The sequence below is a fragment of the Phaeobacter sp. NW0010-22 genome, from assembly GCF_040365955.1.
GTDB lineage: Bacteria > Pseudomonadota > Alphaproteobacteria > Rhodobacterales > Rhodobacteraceae > OMPR01.
In genome coordinates, this window is the sequence record NZ_BAABWT010000004.1 from 36553 (window position 1) to 54761 (window position 18209).

17 protein-coding genes and 1 pseudogene are annotated in these 18209 nt (G+C 52.2%); 9 read left to right on the top strand and 9 right to left on the bottom strand.

All coding sequences use genetic code 11. From position 1 onward, the window contains the following. Positions 1-14 precede the first annotated feature (14 nt). The 3 genes from ABWV33_RS09585 to ABWV33_RS09595 are packed head-to-tail and all read left to right on the top strand — an operon-like array spanning position 15 to position 2703. A complete protein-coding gene (locus tag ABWV33_RS09585) occupies positions 15-878 on the top strand; it encodes an ABC transporter permease (RefSeq protein ID WP_353330371.1) in 864 nt (287 codons plus the stop codon). Beyond that, positions 875-1660 carry an ABC transporter permease gene (locus tag ABWV33_RS09590; RefSeq protein ID WP_121996865.1) on the top strand — a complete coding sequence of 262 codons (786 nt, stop codon included), beginning with the start codon at positions 875-877 and terminating at the stop codon, positions 1658-1660. Before ABWV33_RS09585 ends, ABWV33_RS09590 begins: the two co-directional genes overlap by 4 nt. Continuing rightward, positions 1660-2703: an ABC transporter ATP-binding protein gene (locus tag ABWV33_RS09595; RefSeq protein ID WP_353330373.1), complete on the top strand. Its 1044-nt coding sequence runs from the start codon at positions 1660-1662 to the stop codon at positions 2701-2703. Before ABWV33_RS09590 ends, ABWV33_RS09595 begins: the two co-directional genes overlap by 1 nt. 458 nt (positions 2704-3161) lie before the next feature. Here ABWV33_RS09595 and ABWV33_RS09600 read toward each other — a convergent pair whose 3' ends face one another. The 4 genes from ABWV33_RS09600 to ABWV33_RS09615 form a co-directional block, all read right to left on the bottom strand. Next, positions 3162-4694 carry an FAD-binding domain-containing protein gene (locus tag ABWV33_RS09600; protein ID WP_353330375.1) on the bottom strand — a complete coding sequence of 511 codons (1533 nt, stop codon included), beginning with the start codon at positions 4692-4694 and terminating at the stop codon, positions 3162-3164. A gap of 29 nt (positions 4695-4723) precedes the next feature. Continuing rightward, positions 4724-4939: a TIGR03643 family protein gene (locus ABWV33_RS09605; RefSeq protein WP_121997182.1), complete on the bottom strand. Its 216-nt coding sequence runs from the start codon at positions 4937-4939 to the stop codon at positions 4724-4726. A 1408-nt stretch (positions 4940-6347) separates the two neighbouring features. After that, complete coding sequence (locus tag ABWV33_RS09610) at positions 6348-6638, bottom strand: hypothetical protein (protein WP_353330377.1); 291 nt, start codon at positions 6636-6638, stop codon at positions 6348-6350. 1306 nt (positions 6639-7944) lie between these two features. Beyond that, positions 7945-8151, bottom strand: a complete 207-nt coding sequence (locus ABWV33_RS09615) for a site-specific integrase (protein WP_353330379.1) — start codon at positions 8149-8151, stop codon at positions 7945-7947. A gap of 856 nt (positions 8152-9007) precedes the next feature. On the opposite strand from ABWV33_RS09615, the gene ABWV33_RS09620 reads away from it, so the two are divergent. The 3 genes and pseudogenes from ABWV33_RS09620 to ABWV33_RS09630 all read left to right on the top strand — a co-directional run bounded on the left by ABWV33_RS09620 (position 9008) and on the right by ABWV33_RS09630 (position 9935). Then, positions 9008-9286, top strand: a complete 279-nt coding sequence (locus ABWV33_RS09620; RefSeq protein ID WP_353330381.1) for a hypothetical protein — start codon at positions 9008-9010, stop codon at positions 9284-9286. 199 nt (positions 9287-9485) lie between these two features. Next, positions 9486-9695: pseudogene (locus tag ABWV33_RS09625) on the top strand (glycosyl hydrolase 108 family protein); the annotation flags it as partial. After that, the gene (locus ABWV33_RS09630) at positions 9681-9935 is read left to right on the top strand and encodes a putative peptidoglycan-binding domain-containing protein (RefSeq protein ID WP_353330913.1); all 255 of its coding nucleotides are present in this window, start codon (positions 9681-9683) and stop codon (positions 9933-9935) included. The pseudogene ABWV33_RS09625 and the gene ABWV33_RS09630, both read left to right, overlap by 15 nt. A gap of 925 nt (positions 9936-10860) precedes the next feature. On the opposite strand, the gene ABWV33_RS09635 is transcribed toward ABWV33_RS09630, so the two are convergent. Next, positions 10861-11193 carry an arsenate reductase family protein gene (locus ABWV33_RS09635; protein ID WP_113824655.1) on the bottom strand — a complete coding sequence of 111 codons (333 nt, stop codon included), beginning with the start codon at positions 11191-11193 and terminating at the stop codon, positions 10861-10863. A gap of 117 nt (positions 11194-11310) precedes the next feature. Further along, entirely contained in the window at positions 11311-12618 is a 1308-nt protein-coding gene (gene glyA / locus ABWV33_RS09640) for a serine hydroxymethyltransferase (RefSeq protein WP_353330383.1), read from the bottom strand. Positions 12619-12759: 141 nt separating this feature from the next. Between glyA and ABWV33_RS09645 the strand changes: the two genes are divergently transcribed. Then, complete coding sequence (locus ABWV33_RS09645) at positions 12760-13587, top strand: LysR family transcriptional regulator (protein WP_353330915.1); 828 nt, start codon at positions 12760-12762, stop codon at positions 13585-13587. 600 nt (positions 13588-14187) lie between these two features. On the opposite strand, the gene ABWV33_RS09650 is transcribed toward ABWV33_RS09645, so the two are convergent. Together ABWV33_RS09650 and ABWV33_RS09655 are read right to left on the bottom strand one after the other, a co-directional pair. Further along, the gene (locus ABWV33_RS09650; protein ID WP_353330385.1) at positions 14188-14964 is read right to left on the bottom strand and encodes a Bax inhibitor-1/YccA family protein; all 777 of its coding nucleotides are present in this window, start codon (positions 14962-14964) and stop codon (positions 14188-14190) included. Between the two features lie 198 nt (positions 14965-15162). Further along, positions 15163-15372, bottom strand: coding sequence for a DUF1127 domain-containing protein (locus ABWV33_RS09655; RefSeq protein ID WP_121996870.1), 210 nt, complete (start codon positions 15370-15372; stop codon positions 15163-15165). A 127-nt stretch (positions 15373-15499) separates the two neighbouring features. Between ABWV33_RS09655 and ABWV33_RS09660 the strand changes: the two genes are divergently transcribed. Next, positions 15500-16378: a LysR family transcriptional regulator gene (locus ABWV33_RS09660; RefSeq protein ID WP_353330388.1), complete on the top strand. Its 879-nt coding sequence runs from the start codon at positions 15500-15502 to the stop codon at positions 16376-16378. Positions 16379-16528: 150 nt separating this feature from the next. Here ABWV33_RS09660 and ABWV33_RS09665 read toward each other — a convergent pair whose 3' ends face one another. Next, positions 16529-17485 carry an NADPH:quinone oxidoreductase family protein gene (locus tag ABWV33_RS09665; protein ID WP_353330390.1) on the bottom strand — a complete coding sequence of 319 codons (957 nt, stop codon included), beginning with the start codon at positions 17483-17485 and terminating at the stop codon, positions 16529-16531. A gap of 349 nt (positions 17486-17834) precedes the next feature. Here ABWV33_RS09665 and ABWV33_RS09670 point away from each other — a divergent pair, with 349 nt between their 5' ends. After that, positions 17835-18206 carry a helix-turn-helix domain-containing protein gene (locus tag ABWV33_RS09670; protein ID WP_113824648.1) on the top strand — a complete coding sequence of 124 codons (372 nt, stop codon included), beginning with the start codon at positions 17835-17837 and terminating at the stop codon, positions 18204-18206. Positions 18207-18209: the final 3 nt, after the last annotated feature.

Genomic DNA, 18209 nt, shown 5'->3' on the forward strand with positions numbered 1-18209 from the left:
CGGGGAGAGTTCTGATGTCCATGACGCTGGCTAATCAACAACGCATCAAAATTTTCAGCCTGCTTTCCCCAGCATACCTGTGGCTGACAGTGGCAATCTTCCTGCCTCTGTCAGCCATGTTCTATTTTAGCTTTTTGTCCGATGTCCCTTTCGGTCAAAAAGAATGGTTTTATTCCACTGAAAACTACGAGGCGTTTTTTCAAACAACAACCTATGCCAAGCTTTTGTGGAAATCGATCAAGTTGGGATTGATGGTAACGGGCTGCGCCGTGTTGGTCGGATTTCCATGTGCCTATGTGCTTGCTAAGAGCATTCAGGGACGTTCGCGAGAAGCTCTGTTTCTGTTGGTTATCCTGCCATTTTGGTCAAACTCTCTGGTACGCATTTTTTCATGGGCGATCGTTCTGCGCGGCAACGGCGTGCTTGAGATTGCGCTAAACACCATTCTTCCGTTTGAGGTGGATGTGAACCTGATGTTCTCCACCCCCGCCATCGTCATCGGGCTGGTTCATTCATATCTGCCCTATGTCATTCTGACCTCTTATCTGGCGCTGCAAGCCATTGATGACAACCTGATCGATGCTGCGCGCTCTATGGGCGCAAACAAGTTGACGATTTTGTGGCGCATTATCCTGCCGCTGTCTTTGCCAGGGCTTTTGGCAGGTGCCGTGCTGATCTTTGTGCCGGTTGTCGGGTCATTCATGGAACCCCGCATTCTGGGGGGGCGGGTTGGAACCTATTTTGGCACGGTGATTGAAGATCAGTTTGTTGCCGTCTTCAACTGGCCCCTCGGAGCCGCTCTATCCTTTATTCTGCTCGCCGTGGTCCTGATAATCCTGGCCGTGGCCAGTCCCATATTAAAGAGGGCGCAAACATGAGTGGCGTCTTGCTCACGCGGCTGGGTAAACTCTGGCTTCTTAGCATCCTGTTCTTTCTCTATGCGCCAATTCTGGTCATGGCCTTCATGTCCTTCAACGCCTCGCAATATTATCAATTGCCGTTTGAGTTTTCGTTGAAGTGGTACGAAAAACTGGCACTAAACACCGAGATTTTGGACGCGGCGACCCGCTCAATCGCCATCGCAATCGTGACGACTGTTGTGGCCACGGTTTTGGGAACAGCAGCCTCTGTTGCGTTGTTTCGCTTTGAATTTCGCGGCAAGCGTTTCCTACAGGTGATGCTCTTCCCTCCGATCGCAATCCCATGGCTTATCACCGGGACCGCTATGCTGATCTTCTTCTTTGGCATTGGACTGGGTCGCGGAACACCATCCGTGATTATCGGACATGTGGCTTTGGCCATTCCCTATGTTATCGTGGTGGTCAGTGCGCGCCTCGCTACCTTTGACGCCACTTTGGAAGAGGCGGCACGCTCTTTGGGTGCAAATGCATGGACCGTTACGCGGCGCGTTACCTTCCCTTGGATCGTTCCCGGTATCATTGCGGGCGCTCTTTTTGCCTTTGCCGTCAGCTTTGACCAGTTTGTCATATCATACTTTCTGTCCGAGCCCGGAGACAGCACGCTGCCGGTTCTGATCTACACATCGATCCGCAAGGGCTTTACGCCTGAAATCAACGCAATATCGACCATCATCATTTCCGTATCCATGGTTGTGATGTTGATCGCGGCACGCTTTTCGAACTTCGGAGGAGAACGCTGATGGCTGAAGTGTCTGTCAAGAACGTCACCAAAAAATTCGGAAACTTTACGGCATTGGATGATGTGTCCATGGAGTTCCCAGATGGTGGCTTCTTTGCCCTGCTTGGACCGTCGGGAAGTGGCAAAACCACTTTGCTACGAACAATAGCAGGCTTTCTGTTCGCAGATAGCGGATCAATCCACATCGGGAACAAATCTGTGGACCTTATCCCGGTCGAAAAACGTGAAATCGGCATGATGTTTCAGAATTATGCTCTGTTCCCAAATATGACTATTGCCGACAACGTCGGGTTTGGCCTGCGGGTTCGCAAAGTAAGTTCTGACGAAGAGCGGCGGCGCATTGGCGAAGCGCTTGAGTTGGTGCAACTTAGCACTCTTGGGGATCGCAAACCACATCAGTTGTCCGGTGGTCAACGCCAACGCGTGGCTTTGGCGCGGGCTATTGTCACCAACCCACGCGTCCTGCTTTTGGACGAACCGCTCTCTGCGCTCGACAAATCACTGCGGGTGGATATGCAGGTTGAGTTAAAGCGCATTCAGCACGAGATTGGCATCACGACGATCTTTGTGACCCACGATCAAGAAGAAGCCCTGACCCTGTCTGACAAGATTGGTATTCTGCGCGAAGGCCGAATGATTCAGTCCGGGCCACCGCGCTCTGTTTATAACAACCCGGTTGATCGGTTTACCGCTGAGTTTCTGGGGGATGCCAACATCGTTGCTGAAAATGATGGGAATGGGCGGTTGAACGTGTCCGGCAACCCAAGCATTAAGATCCCAAAGGGCGCGGAAACAGCCAGTGCTTTGGCCGTGCGTCCCGAAAGTCTGAGCATTTCTGCAACCGAGCCCGAACAAGAGGGCCTTTCAAAAGTTCATGGTAGGTTGGTTCAGCGGATGTTTGCGGGAGCCATGTCAACTTGCATCGTACAGTGTGGTAGCCACACCTACAAAATGGTCGCGCGCGATCAGGATGTTCCAAATCTGTCAGAGGGAGAGAACATCTGGCTTAGCTGGAAGTCCGCGCAAACGATTGTCATCCCTTGAAGGTGCCTTCCAATCGGCGTTAGTCGACATGGCATTCGAATACGAAAAACCGATCGTGATGTTCGAAAGTATGCGAAAAAGCGGGCGTTTCGGTCTAATGCAGTATTCAGCAAAGTGGGCTCAAGGTCGCCGTTCGCCGCTTTACCCACGAATGTCAGCTGTCGGGAAGTAACTCGGAAATTGCAAACCCAGCTATCTGCGCTTCGCTGCCTTACAGCATCCGCAATAATTCCTGCGAGCTTTGAATGGCCGCATTCAGTGATCTTGGGAAGAACAGATCACATGCAGAGAGTGTCCTCAAACAGCCGGACGTTTCAGTAGGCAAGGACCGCTTTGGGCTGGGTGCGGCCTTCGCAGCAGGATCCAACGAACGTTGATGTGCCAGGCAAAACGGACCTCAGCATCAAACAATACACTAGCTGTTTTTGGTGCGACACCTATCTCACTCGCAATGGCTTTTAGAACAAAGACAACTGATTGGTATCTTTACTCTCTGCCTTTTTTCTTTTTTTTGAGGGCTTCCGGCTTCCCAACTTCAAGAAAACTGCCTTGGCCACGAGATGGAAATCCGGGTTCTTGCGGATAGCCGCAATCTTTTGTTTGGCCGTTCTTGCAGCAAGCGTATGTTCAACAATTGGCGCTGGGTAGTCTTGCCCAAGTTCGAAATCACTCTGGTCAATCAAGTTCTTTTCCCAAGTCCAAGGCTCATGAATAAACTCATCTGGAACATTCTTAAGTTCTGGCACCCATTTTCGAATGAACGCGCCAGCTGGATCATGCTCAATAGATTGCTTGATAGGATTATACACACGCATCGTATTGATACCCGTCACCCCCGATTGCATTTGGAGCTGGCTGTAGTGAATTCCCGGCTCATAGTCGGTGAACAACCGTGCTAAGTGATGACCAGTGACGCGCCAGTCCAACCACAGTTGATAGCTGGCGAAGCTCACCAACATGGCCCGCATCCGGAAGGTAATCCAGCCTTCTGCTATTAAGCAGCGCATGCACGCATCAATGAATGGGTAGCCCGTACTCCCTGTCGCCCACGCTTGATAACGAGCCTCATCATGGTTACTCTCTCGTAAGCCTTCGAATGCCGGATGCATACAATGAGTTTCTATTTCGGGCTGGTCCTCAATCTTCTGAACAAAGTGGCAGCGCCATGCAAGTCGCGACCCAAATGCGCTTAGATTACGCCCAAAGTTTTTCTTTTCTATCGGAGAAAGTTGGGCACGGCGTTTAGCAACAGAATGTACGACCTCGCGAACAGATAGCGAACCCCATGCAAGATGAGCGGATAGTCTTGAGCAATGAACGTCGGACAAACCGGGAGCAGAGATGTGGTAGATATATTTCTGACAGCGATGGTTCAAAAAGCTTCGTAGATCCGTGACCGCTTCTGTCCGCCCACCCCTTTGAACCTTGCCGATTGGGGTGATCCCAAACATGGGGTGATCTTTATCTGGCAGAATGTTAGAAACGCATCCTCGTGTTGGAATAAGCCTGCCCGGCGTCGCACTGATGTTTTCAGCGATGCGCGCGTTTCTGATCTTTGACCAATCATCACGACGGCGCAATCTCCGAACAACGCCGTTTGTGGGAAATTCGTAAGCAGAAATATTGAGCCTCAGGCATAGGTCTTCTATTTTCAGGTCTCGGTCGTAAGTCCAAGCATTGCCTGTTTCTTCATGCATATAAATGTCGCCAACACCGTATTGCTCGTGAAGTTGAGCGATAACGTCACGTGCATCACCAACCCTAACAATAAGCGGCTGTCCCAAGCCAGTTAAAGCAATGTTCAGATCTACAAGACAATCATGGATGAAATTCCAATGACGCCGTGAGGCAAAAGGCTGCTGCCAATACTCTGGTTCGACTATGTAAAGTGGAATGGTCGGGGAATTCGACTGTGATGCGGTCATCAAAGGAGCGTGGTCATGGATCCGAAGATCACGTTTGAACCAAACAATACTGGGTGCGTGTGGCATCGATGTGTGGCCTTCTAAATTGCAGCGACCTATTTATAGGCTTCCCTGCGCTCCCCAAAATCGCGCACACGTTTACGCCAAGCCTTATAGCTGCTGCTTTTCAACTCATCGCGCATCAGCGTTTTTACTTGTTTGTCGCTGATCCCGTATTCAGCCTTAATATCCGCAAAACTAACGTGATCTGACAACGCCATCTCTATGATTTCGCTGATATGTTCTGGTGGCAGTTTTATCTCTTTTCTCATCTTTGATGAAATAGTTGGGTGCCCTTCGAAGACAAGCAGAGTTGGGGCCTTTGCTGTTGCATTCGTAAGTCCAAAGTCGCTCAGAATGGCTGAGACTTTCTGTTTCAGCTTAAAAATCTTGCTGGCGTGTGGCCATGTCAACGTATCATTTGAACGCTGATTTTGATGCAATTGAAAACCGGCACGGCCGCGCGCATCACGGGTGGCCGCAAGCTGCGTCGTGACGGGATCGATTGGACCCCATAGTGTCATTGCGTGGTTCGCGGCACGAACCGCCGACTCGAAGAGGGCTGTGCTCTGGTCGCTTGCAGAGATAACGAGGCCACCTGCACTCCTTCGCTCTCTTGTATCCTCAAGTGCCCCTTTTGAATGCGTGTGTTTGGTCGCTCACGCTCGGCTCAGAAACTGGAAGCAGGCCTATTATTCGGGCTAGTTTGCCCGAGGCGAAACTCTCCGACTGGCAATCTTCTAAGGTCATTAACAACCGATCGCGTCCTGCAACACAGACTGTGGTCATGACAGTGGGACGAACAGGTGATCACTCGCATAGAGTCCGCTTGCAATTTCGCTCCTTAGTATAGTCTTTGTCGCAGCCACCTTCACTAGATCTTGCTTAATGCCGTCTAAAGTAGATTGAAAACTCGAGGGCACCTTCGGGAAACGCGACTTTCAGGTGAATTTCTTCATAATCTCACACCTTCTTGGGTAGTGAGCCGCACTAGACATCTCCCATTGAGAAAGTAAAGTTGATGGCGTCGGATTGGTCCAGGACCCATATTAGTCTAGAACGAACCGGGCATCCGAGTATCCGGTGAGGCAGATCAGAAGGTTGGCGGTGGCCTTTTTGTGCAAATTCAGGTGCTGTAAAGCCGCAAGCAGGCATTGAACCCAAAGTCACCGATGCTGCACCGACTACGAGTGTCGGCATTAAGAACCACCAGGTTTTCTCGAACTCTGGCATGCCTCAAGTCCTGCCGTTTTAAACCGCTTGCTGGATCGCCCGGGGCTTTGCCTGCGCAAGGTCCCGCGGTGCATCAGGAGCTATCACGATTGAGCGTTTGAACTTCGGCAGAGGGGGAAAGTGCTGTGTTTGTGTGAGCACCGTCATGCCGATTTCGACATTGCTTTTATATAAAATTCCAACCGCAAATTCGGCGCGAATTGCCGCTTTTTTTCGCTCATGATCCCAGTGCATTCAAAGGCAACGTTGTACGGACGTTCAATTTCATCAAGTTTTGTCTTCGGCAATTCGCCCATCCAACACCCATGATTTATGATGGCCAGCGGGACTGAGGCGTGCGCATCGAGTTGTAGCGTTTTGCCGGCAACCCAAACGGCCTGCTGTTCGCGTAAGACGTCTCCGGGGACGGTGCTGATCGCAGAGCAGACTGTAAGGTCCAACTCACCTTTACATATTGTATCTGGGAAGGCTGCCGTGCGACCCTGACGTCGCCGCGACATCTACGCCCCAATTTGATCGGCTGAATTCTGTCAGTGCGCGTTCCAACACGCCTTCATCAAAATCGTCAGGAATACCAACTTTAATCCGTCCGTTAAGCGGAGACGCAAAAAGCGACTGCACTTTTGCCAATTCTGAAAGGCTGCGTTGCGCTTGCTTGGTGTTGATGATGACCGGATTGTTCGCCATCCTGCGCCCACCGCTTTCAAAATCATCAACAGAGTGGGTGCATCTGGTCATCGTTGGGTTTCTGCTACAAGCCATGTATTTTGACATGTGCTACATGTCATTTAACGCGGGGTTGTCAGTTGGAATACTGGCACTGATCCTAGCCATACAGCCGCTTCTTACCGGCTTGATCGCGCCGCGTTGGGCAGGGGAAAGTGTGAACTGACGGCAATGGGCTGGATTGGCTCTTGGACTAACGGGAGCAGTTTTTGTAATCACCGCGAAGTCAGAGATTGCTACGCCGCCCCCGGCGGGCTTTGTTTTGCGGCACTCGCCTTGATCGGGATCAGCGGTGGAACCTTGTGGGAGAAGCGTTTTGGCGTCTCGCACCATCCTGTCACGTCAAATCTAGTTGGGTTTTCGGCGGGCTAATTTGGAGGTTACGCCTTTCATGCTTGCCTTTGAAAGCAAGCTGGTCACTTGAAGCTGGCAGCTCATTGCTTCGCTTGTTTATCTCATAATTTCCAGTTCGTTCAGCGCCACCGGCTTGTTGCTTGCCATGATCCGAGCCGGGGAATTGTAGAAAGTATCTGCCCTCTTTTTCCGCGTGCCACCGGGCGCAGCTGCTGTTGCTTAGGTGGTGCTCGGAGGAGTCATGCCACCGATCGTTTGGGTTGGGATGCTGGTTGCTGTGTTTGGCGTCTTCTTGGATAGAGCAAAGCCAAGAGACCAGCTTGAGAGACAGTAAGAACGGCACAAATGGCCTAAGCTGACACTGAACCGCTTTTGGTGAATACCGGTTTCGGCCGCGATCCAAACCTTCGCCAAAATCATAGGTGAGTAGCCGCAGCGAAAGTCCGCTATACGGGCTGCAATCGCTGCATTTGTAAACGGCTTTCAAGGTCGGCTAACGGCCGATCGCGTGACTTAGCAAAGTTCGACATCTGGGCGAAGCTGCTGTCCGCTGCGGATGGCTAATCCCAGTCATAATCGGACATGACCTAAAAAAGGGCTGCCTAGGAACTATCAGGGTCTTTAAGCTTTTTTGGGGATTATCATGGCGATGGTTTGTTAGCCGGTTCCCTATGGGCGGGTAACTGCAACAAGGATTATCACTATCAAGTAACCAACGTGGTTATCGAATTCAAATGTGGGAATTATCATATCTCTTGTCAGGAATCACATAGGCATAAGGGGGATTGGACAGTTTCTCTGAAAGCTTGATCTAACTTTCTTGATTTATAGGCACATTCTTCTGATTGTGGATCAGGAGGTTCCCCGTTCGAGCCGGGGTGTTGGTACCATTGAGTCAATGACTTCGCAAAAATCGCATTGTGTTGAAGCAAGCTCGGATCAGTGTTGGATCAAAAGTTCTGATTTAGCTCTTGGCTTGGCGCAACTCCGCAACCTTGTTTTCGCTTGGCCTCCTGTCCTTCATGTATTTGGATGTGGTTGAAATGTTGCCGTGTTGCGCAAAATCTTGCAATTTTCGGGTATATGCTCCGAGGTTCTTGGCTTCGGTAACGCCACCCACTCTTAGATCCATCAACCCGATGTTTTCGGGAACCTTTGCGCCTTTACACATGCGAGCCCAAGCCGGTGACCATCTATCGTTGGTGTAGGGCAGCCCACGGTGGGCTATCACTATCGACCCAACCGGGTTTTTTGGGTGAATTGAAATCAGCCGGTCTCAGAAGTCAGGGAGCAAGGTTACTTCGAATTTATTTAGTTACGCTAAGTGTTTGACGGTTTTGCTTATAACCTTTTGGAAATGAGCTGGCGCGTGATCGTACAGTCCCATGTCAACGATCTTGCCAACGCCAGGCATTTCAAACTATGCCGCCCCCGAGTTCACCCGTTGCAAGCCATTGGCCCCGTGCATCTACAGCGCGAAGCGAGAATTCGAACTGGTTGCGGATGCCGATTACAAAGTCGGCAAGCTATTTTTTTCGGTTTCCCTAGCAATGGCCATCACTGTTCGAGCTGCTGGGTCAGCTTCCGGCATTTCTGAGCGCGGGATTCTTGAGGCTCACCATCTTTAGAACTAGAAGGTCCGATCCGTACTGAGCATGTAGTTTCTCATGCGTTTAAGATTTCTGGGTGCATTTCCAGTGGGAAATCTCCGGTTTGAGCCTTTGCCCGACCAATTCAGGCAAGGAACATATAGCGGTTCGCTAATGTCCCAAAGGAAAAGTTTAAAAGACATCTGTGTTAACCTCTGTTTTGGGTTCTAAGTTAGAGATTTGAAGTGAATTTGGAGTTGTGGTTTTCCAAGGCAATTCCTCCCGAGAGCAGCCGCTAGGGGCAAACGTGCCCAATGTTACCCTGTTTATCCAACCCATCACACCCGATGACGGCCCGATTGAGCTGCCTGGGGTGCCTTGCCGGATAGAGGGGGCGATCTTGTCGCAAAATTCTGAATTTAAGAAGGCCGGGACTAGATGGGCAAGGTGATCAAGAACAGCGACCGGGGGGTGACAATCTGCAAAGGGTTGGCGTGGATCATCCTTTCCGTTCTGGTGGTGGCTGGGATCTGGGTTGGCACCCAAACCGCCACGATGTCGAGTGACATTCGCGAGCTGGAAAGTGACTTGAATAAGGCCGTAATCCAAGTGGCAGCAGAGGTGGACAAACGCGACCGGCTGGCGGCACGGAAGGCCAAGAGCGCGACGCGGAGTGCATCACACACGCACCTGTCGCGGGGCATGCGGGATTTGTAATCGCAGCTCGGAGAAAACAACCGACCGCATCCTCAACTCCTGCAATGCGTGCAGATGACACCGACCCGCTAACCGCAACACCGCAAACCAAAGTCACTACACAACCCCGCCTGCGGGGCGTTTTGCATTGGAGAAACATCACGCGAGCGAACTATCCCCGGATCAAAGCGTGGGTAGGGCTGCCTGAGGGGGGCTATGTGAACCATCCCGGGACCTCGGCGGGACAACCGACCGGGGCATCACACAGCGCACCTTTGATGCGTGGAACCTCAAACAGGGCAAACCTAAACGCCCGGTGCGCAGGATCACCAAGCACGTGGCAGAACAGATTAACGAGTTTCAATATCTCGATGGTGCGCGCGCGGCGGATCTGCCTGCGAGGCTGGATTATGCAATGGCGGATTATGCGGAGAATTCCGGGACGGGACGGGCGGCAAAGGATTTGCAGCGCACCTTAGGCGTTCAAGTGGATGGTGTGATGGGGGTTCAGACCTTAGCCGCAGTGACACAGGCTGACACGGCTGATCTGATCCAGCGCCTGTGTCAACGCCGCATGCGGTTCCTGGGCGGCCTGAAACATTGGGACACCTTCAAGGGAGGTTGGACCCGGTGTGTAATGGGCGATCAACCCGGCGTCCATATCCGCTAAATCTGTCTGATTGATCGCGCCGTGTGGCTTGCGCGAGATGCTGCGGCCATTCCAGCCCCCGTCGCAGCGACACCACGCAAAGCTCCGGAACCCATCCCCTCAAATTCTCAATCCACGGATTAAGTAACAAACGGTCCAAACTTCCACGAAAGGAAAGCCTTTGAACGATGTGAAAAGCTTTCTGGCTTCAAAAACGGTCTGGGGCGCGGTGATCGCCACCGCACCTACAGTGTTCGGCCTGATGGGGTTGAATGTAGCCCTAATCTATGTCCCCGAATCCACGCAGCAGGTCAATGCGATCCTCACTGCGCTTTTGGGGGCTGTTGGCTGTCTACGGTCGCACCACAGCCACCAAGGCTATTGGGCAAAAAATTCGCGAAACCTGTACCTCAGCCATTTGGCGCGACGTATGATGGATCTTCCTTTAACTATTCGGGACAGTGTCGCGTGGCGGACTTGCGCAGATTGCAGTCTTTGTAGGCTTTGGCTACAGCGTCGAAGCGGCCCTTTCGGCTTAACTGCAAAGAAGGGCGCCAGGGGTTCCTTCTTGCGAATACTGCGGGCGTCCCGAAAGCACAGTTGAGGCGCATGATGTCAGACCGCCTGCGTGAAGGTATCGCCAAGGCAAAAGTTGAAGGGTGGTAAAAAGCCAGGAAACCTACTGCCCGATTGAAGGTCCAACAGATCCCTGCGTTGGTGAGCCAAGGAATGACCAAGAATGAAGTTTCTCAATGTCTGGGGATCTCTGAAAGCCAGTCTATCTAGTGCTGTTTAATTTGGTGGCCGTATATCGTGCCATGTTGCCTTCTATGCGCTGGGTATTGTGGAAGACAAACGCTGACAAAGGGGCGTTGATCCTACATCAACTCTGTTGAAACAACTCATTCAGTTGTCTTCACGGTCAATCTCAAATCTGCCCGTTCAGTCATTCACTCGGAAGCAAAGCTTTCTGTACCACTTCATCCCAACCGAGATGGAACGTATCGCCATTCCGGATCACTGGGCGAGCCATCAATTTAGGTTTGGCTGCAAGTTGATCCTCTGCTTCCGAGTGCTTCAACCAATCGCTTAGCCCTCGCCAATCGTTCGAGGTTCGGTCAACCAAACGATCCCCAAATTGAGCAATCAACTCGGCAAGTTCTGCTTCGCTCAACGGGTCAGCACGTACATCTCGAAACTCAACATTCATACCCACTGCCTCTAACGCCTTCCGAGCTTTTTGGGTAACAGCGCACGTATTCAAACCGTAGATCATCATGAAGCAGTCTCCTTATGGGCAGATCAATCGACTTCCGGCATTAAGTCAAGCTGTATGGCTGCTCAGCGGTCGCTGCCGCCATTAGGCGCATTGTGCCCAATGGCAGCTATGCTGGGCTCAATGCACAAAATGCAACTTTGAGAAGTGCTTTCGCCAGTTTGCAACTTCTTCTGCAATCGCGTCGCCTTTGAGCCCACGTTGGATCAAATCGGCCAACTGATCTGTGTCCGCTACCGTCATACCCCATCTAACAAGCTCCGGCGTCCCTATCCGTAACCCATTTAAGTCGCCCTCTACCGGAGGAATGGGAAGGCCAATTCCGCAAGCCAGAAAGCCGGCCTTGCGCAATTGCTTCGCTGCGGCTTGTCCACCGCCGTACCCTTTTGCCTCGACAGCAAACTGATGCGAGTTTGTAAATCCGTCTTTCCCAGAGAAAATCGGAACGCCAACGGCATCCAATGCCTTGGCAAGGGTTTGGGCCATGTCAATCATCTCGGCTGCATAGGCTTGGCCAAAGTCTCGCCAATCTAGCATGGTCACGGCCAAAGCTGCCGCTTTTGCGGCATCAAAATTCGCGGTCATACCGGGAAAAGCGATGGTGTCGAGAGACTTTGCCATTTCAGCGTCATTCGAGACAATCAAACCACCTGCCGCCCCTCCGAGGCTTTTGTAGGTGCTCATCGTCATGAAGTGCGCGCCTTCGGCCAGTGGGTTGGACCAGGCACGGCCTGCTATAATTCCACACTGATGGGCCGCGTCAAACATGACCTTGGCGCCAACTTCGTCTGCAATAGTTCGGATTTCGGCAACAGGATGCTCAAACAGGTTAAGGCTACAACCGACGGTGATCAGCTTGGGCCGTTCAATGCGTACCATGTCTCGCAACTGATTCAGATCAATCGTGTAGTGGTCGGCATCCACCGGGGCGTTCAAAATGCGAAGGCCGTACAGCCCGGCACAGCCCGCCAGATGGTGCGTGACGTGCCCGCCGATGCTCGCAGGTGGTACGATGATCGTGTCACCCGGTTTACATGTTGCCATGAAGCCATAAAGGTTGGCAATCGCCCCGGACGGCACGCGAATTTCTGCAAACTGTGCGTCAAACACCTCGGCACAAAGCTCGGCGGCGATGACCTCAATCTCTTCGATTGCTTCCAGACCCATCTCATACTTGTCGCCGGGGTATCCGAGAGACGGACGTGATCCTATGCCGGAAGAGAGAAACGCCTCAGCCTGCGGGTTCATCACATTGGTAGCAGGGTTGAGGTTGAAACATTCTTCTTCATGGATCTGACGGTTCTCCTCAGAGAGACGCTCAAGCCGAGCCATGATGGCATCAGAGGTTTGAGACGCAGCATTTTGCGCAATCTTTTGAACAAGGGTTTCGCTGTCGGTGGGCACCCAGTCCCGATGTGCAAGTGTCATGGCCAGTTCTCCTTTGTTTCGCTTAGTGTCAGTGACCATGGGTGACAACGCAAACCAGAATAGCTATTTCTGACCGTAGAAAAACTAAGGCTAGATATGACCGTCGCACCAAAACGACCTAAAGGCCCTCCCTTGAGCGCTATGCGCGCTTTTGAAGCTGCCGCGCGACATGTGAGCTTTGTTTCCGCCGCCGAGGAGTTAAATGTGACCCCTGGAGCAATCTCGCAGCATGTTAAGTCTTTGGAGGCTTGGTCAGAAATGCCATTGTTCCGAAGAAACGCTCAGGGCGTCGTGTTGACGCAAGCCGGACAAGCGCTTGTGGCAGACTTCACTGCTGCATTTGACGGCGTGGCCAATGCCACACGCGCCTTGCGGAACCTCAATCCCAATCCAGATTTTCAGATCGCGGCCCTCCCGTCGATTGCTCAACTCTGGTTGCCGAAACGCCTTGCCAAAATCAGGGCGCAACTCCCTATGATCAATTTCTCCGTAACCGCGTTAGAAACGGCACCAAGTTTGTCACGCGAGTTGTTTGATCTAGCGATCTTCTTTGGTGAGCCAGATGGGACGGCCAATCAAATCTCTATCTGCAGCGACGACATTGTCCCTGTCTGCTCCCCAGTCCTATTGGATCGTTTTGCAAATGAAGGTTTCGATAGTCTCACGCTTCTTCATGATCAGACATGGGTGGACGATTGGAAAACTTGGTGCGAGGCCGTCGAAATGCCAGTTAAAAATGTACAAAACGGTCCAAAGTTCTCGCTCTACAGCCTCGCTGTTGAGGAAGCGAAGGCTGGTGCTGGTGCGTTGATGGGGCACCTGTGTCTCATTGACGATTTAGTCGCTTGCGGTGAACTCGTGATCCCGAAAAACACATCCTGCAGTACGGGAAAATCCCTTATTTTGCAGTTGCCTAAGGTGGCGCAGCGGAGGCACGAAACGCATCAGGTGGCGCAGATGCTGATTTAAACTTTGCAAGACCATAGCTGACATTCGTGCGATTTGCAGAATCGGTCGAATTGGGGATAGGGCGGGCTTATTGCGGTGCAGCGCGAGTGTCGCCGCCTGGGAGCACTACACTGGTTCGCGCTAAGACCGCAGGCAGCCCAAATCAGGGATCCTAGGTACAATCGCTCTCTTGGAATTATCTGCTTGTGATCTTTTTAGGCCTTTCCGCCAATACCGCTGCACTAATTGTTTCGGCCTAGGGCAGTAGGGCAGCTGGAGAAGGGGCGATATCGGTGCTTTGGGGTTGTGTAGGTTGCTGATGACTTGGGGGCGGGTTTTGCTTTGAGCGCTGAGTTTAAGGGTTACAGTAAACAGTGACATGTAGAGTTCCAAAAGAGATGAAACAGTAGATGTGGAAAGTTGCGCTTGGTAGAGACCGCCAATTAGAGGTGATACATTTGTGGTCCGTTTTATCAGAAGCAGCAGAGGAATGGCGCGATCCACGAAAGTTCTAGTTTGAACTTATAATCCTTCGAATTAGCCACCATTAGAAAATGAAAAAAACCTGCCAAGACAAAATCTAGGCAGGCTTTCTGTGTCTCTAGCAGGTGTGAGTAAGCTTTACTCGCGGTTGCCGAACAGCTGCAGCAACATCATGAACATGTTGATGAAATCCAGATAGAGGCTGAGGGCGCCCATGATCGCCGCTTTACCCAACCATTCTTGGTCGCCTGAGTGGGCCATTTCCAAGTAGGTGTTTTTGATTTTCTGGGTGTCATATGCGGTCAGACCAGCAAAGATCAGAACACCAATCGCTGAGATCGCAAACGTGACGGCGGAAGACGCCAGAAAGATATTGACGATCGACGCGACGATCAGGCCGATCAGACCCATGATCAAGAATGTGCCCATTGCGGACAGGTCTTTTTTGGTGGTGTAACCCACCAGCGAAAGGCCAGCAAAGGCGATTGAAGTGATCAAGAAGACCTGAATGATCGACTGACCGGTAAAGACCAGAAAGATGGAGCTGATCGACAGACCCATAACTGCGGCGAATGTGTAGAACAAAAGCTGTGCAGCAGAAGCTGAAAGACGGTTGATCGCAGCTCCAAAGCCAAAGATGAACAGCAGTGGGGCGAACATAATCACGTATTTAAGAGCAGAGCCATAGATGGCATAGCCAAACGACGTCAGGTACAGACCTTCGCGCATTTGAGCAGAGGCACCTGCAGGATCGGTCGTTACAGCAAGGCCAGAAATGGCCCAAGCCGCAGCGAACGTGATAAGCATGCCGACGGACATAGTGCCGTAGACTTTGTTCATGTGGGCGCGTAGGCCCGCGTCAATCTCAGCCGTGCGGGTGCCGGCCGCCGTCCGGATTGTGTCGAATTGTGCCATTCAAGGTCTCCATCCAAAACTCTGTGGTCGCTAAGCGGAGTCAGCAACCTTCCATTTGAATATCGGAGAGGTTGGGGGAAAATTCAAGTAATTCCGAAGTGATTGATAGCATAAATACATGACAAAGCGGCGGTTTGTCTGTTGCAAACCGCCGCTGTCTGGTCGGGATAAGGCTGGGGTGGGCGTTGCCCGGTGGTGTTAGCAGCGCCAGGTTTCAGGGGCATCCCAAAGCGGGCGCTTGGCTTCTGCCTGTGCCTCGGATTTGGAAATGCCAATGTCTTTGAGCGCATCAGCATCGAGTGCCCGCAGGGTTTGACGCTGACGCCATGTACCGTGAGCACTGGTCAGCACGCGCAGCAGTGAAAAACGGCTGGGGGCGCAAGGGCGGTTCGCTGTCATAAGGGTCATAGGATGTGTCCTTTCCGTGTTTCTTGATGGTTGCAGGGTCTTTAATCAATTTCCTTGATGTATATGGCATCCTGTGGTTCATTATGAAAACGAATGTTTATGATTTGACTCATCAAGGATCGTGATAATGCGAAATCTCGACATCACAACACTGCGGTCATTTGTGGCGGTGGCGGACAGTGGCGGCGTCACGCGGGCGGCTGGCTTTTTGAATTTGACCCAATCGGCAGTCTCCATGCAGCTTAAGCGGCTCGAAGAGCTGTTGGGATTGGAATTGCTGGATCGCACCGGGCGTGGCATTGCGCTAACCGCATCAGGGGATCAGTTGTTGGCCTATGCCCGGCGCATGGTGGCGCTGAATGATGAGGTGATTGGACGGCTGACAGATCAGGCGTTTGAAGGCGAGGTGGTCCTGGGCGTGCCCCACGATATCGTCTATCCCGCCATACCGCGCGTGCTAAAGCAGTTCAATGCGGCCTACCCACGGGTCAAAGTGCAACTGCTGTCCTCGCATTCTAAGTTGCTGAAAGAACAGTTCGAAAAGGGCGAGTGCGATATTATTCTGACAACCGAGGCCAAATCATACCCTGGCTGCGAGACGATTTCAGAGCTGCCCTTGCGGTGGATCGGGGCGCCTGATGGTTCAGCCTGGCGGCAACGCCCGTTGCGTTTGGCTTTGGGGCGGCGGTGTCTGTTCCGCTCGAACGTGATCGAGGCGCTGGATAACGCCGGAATTCCATGGGATTTGGCGGTTGAAACGGAAAATGACCGCACGATCGAGGCGACTGTGAGTGCGGATCTAGCCATTCACGCAATGTTGGAGGGAACGGAACCTCCACATTTGGTGCAGATAGACGCGGGTGGGGTGTTGCCAGAATTGGCCGTCCACAAGATCAATCTGTATGCGCATGAAAACGGCAAGGGGCAGGTGACCGAGGCGCTGGTGAATATGGTGCGAGACAGTTTCCGTCTGTTGCGCGGGACACATCTGAAAGCGGTCAGCTGAAGGAGCTGGCATTGGAGGACCTCAAAACCGTTTGCATGTCGGTCCATAGAGACCTCACCTTTGGTCCGTGGTCATTTGCCTGTAAGGGCCTTTCACGCCATGACCGCTGTAGTGAATGGCGTGAGGGAATTTCGTGCCTTTCGGAGTTTGTTAGGGCGTAATGACCACCTTGCCCGTGGATTTGCGATCCTTGAGCAATTGCATGCCCTCAGCCACGCGATCCAATGGCAAGACATGCGAGATGTGGGGTTTGAACTTCCCCTCAAGATACCAGCCGATCAGGGTTTCAAAGCTGTTGCGAACCACTTCGGGGCGAAAGTTTAGGTATCCGCCGATGTAAAAGCCAATCACGGTCAGGTTTTTGACCAGTAGGTGGTTGGCGGGGATTTGGGGCACGTCACCGCCTGCGAACCCAATCGGGAGCAGTCGGCCTTCGGGATTGGTGGCGCGAAACGAGGCTTTGAATACATCGCCCCCAATGGCGTCATACACTACATCGGCCCCGCCCAGTTCCTTGACCCGCGCACGCAGATCTTCGGAATCCTCAATCAGATGATCAGCTCCGGCGGCTTTAGCCACGGCAAGCTTGTCTTGTCCGCGCGCGTGGGCAATGACGCGCGCGCCCAACAGCTTGCCTATTGCAACTGCGCTGAGGCCAACGCCACCTGCAGCGCCGGTCACCAAAAGGGTTTCACCGGGCTGTAAACGAGCGCGGTGATCAAGGGCCATGTGACTGGTCCCATAAGCGATCTGAAAGGCTGCGGCGTCTTCAAAACTCATGGCGTCGGGAAGGGGGACGCTGCGGTTCGCATCAAACACGCCTTGTTCAGCCAATCCACCCTGACCGGAATAGACAGCGATTCTATCTCCGATTGAGACTTGATGCACGTTAGAGCCGATTGCGTTTACCACGCCGGCAACTTCCATCCCTAGTGTAAAAGGCACCTCAGGGGTGTCCTGATAGGTTCCTTTTTGCATGAGGAGGTCTGCAAAGTTCAATCCGCAGGCCTTGATGTCGATACGTATTTGATCTGGTCCCGGTTCTGGGGTCGGTAATTCCACCAGGGCGGCAGCCTGATTTGATCCGGAAATGTGATAAGCTCGCATCTGATTTCCCCTTTGTTTCCCGCGCATAAGCAGTCAAATGTGATGTAAAGTCAAATTTCCTGAACTTAGGCTCATGCTGGGATCGTTTCGGATCGAAGGGTGTCCGTGAAAATCTGAATACTTCAAAGGGTCAAAGGTTTGTGAAGTGCAACCACAAATATGTGTAGACCCAACCGGAAACAACCGGGTTGAATTTAGGTGCGGTTTTCGTAATATATATAAAGTGGTGCGGTTCGGGTCGTGCTTTGGGAGTTTAGGGGAAATTTAATGTGGTTCCTGCAAGTTGTGCAGAGCCGTGCCCAACGTGTTGAATCCCGGACGGTTGTCAGTGAAACAGAGGAGAAAACCCATGACTCATCCGGTTGATGTCCATGTGGGCAAACGTGTGCGACACCGTCGTTGGTTGATTGGCATGACCCAACAGCAACTTGCTGAACAGGTCGGTATCAAGTTCCAGCAGATTCAGAAATATGAGACGGGTGCCAACCGCATTAGTGCATCACGGTTATGGGATATTGCCGACGCGCTAGACGTATCGGTCAGTTTCTTCTTTGAGGGTTTGGACGACACTGCCAAATCAGGATCCGGTAAGCCCGGTGTCCCTGCAGATCTGATGGGCGATAAAGAAGCGCTGGATTTGGTGCGGTCGTATTACGCGATCCCAGAAAATCAGCGCCGCCGGTTGTTTGAATTGGCCCGTGTTCTGAGTGATGTGGCCTGATCA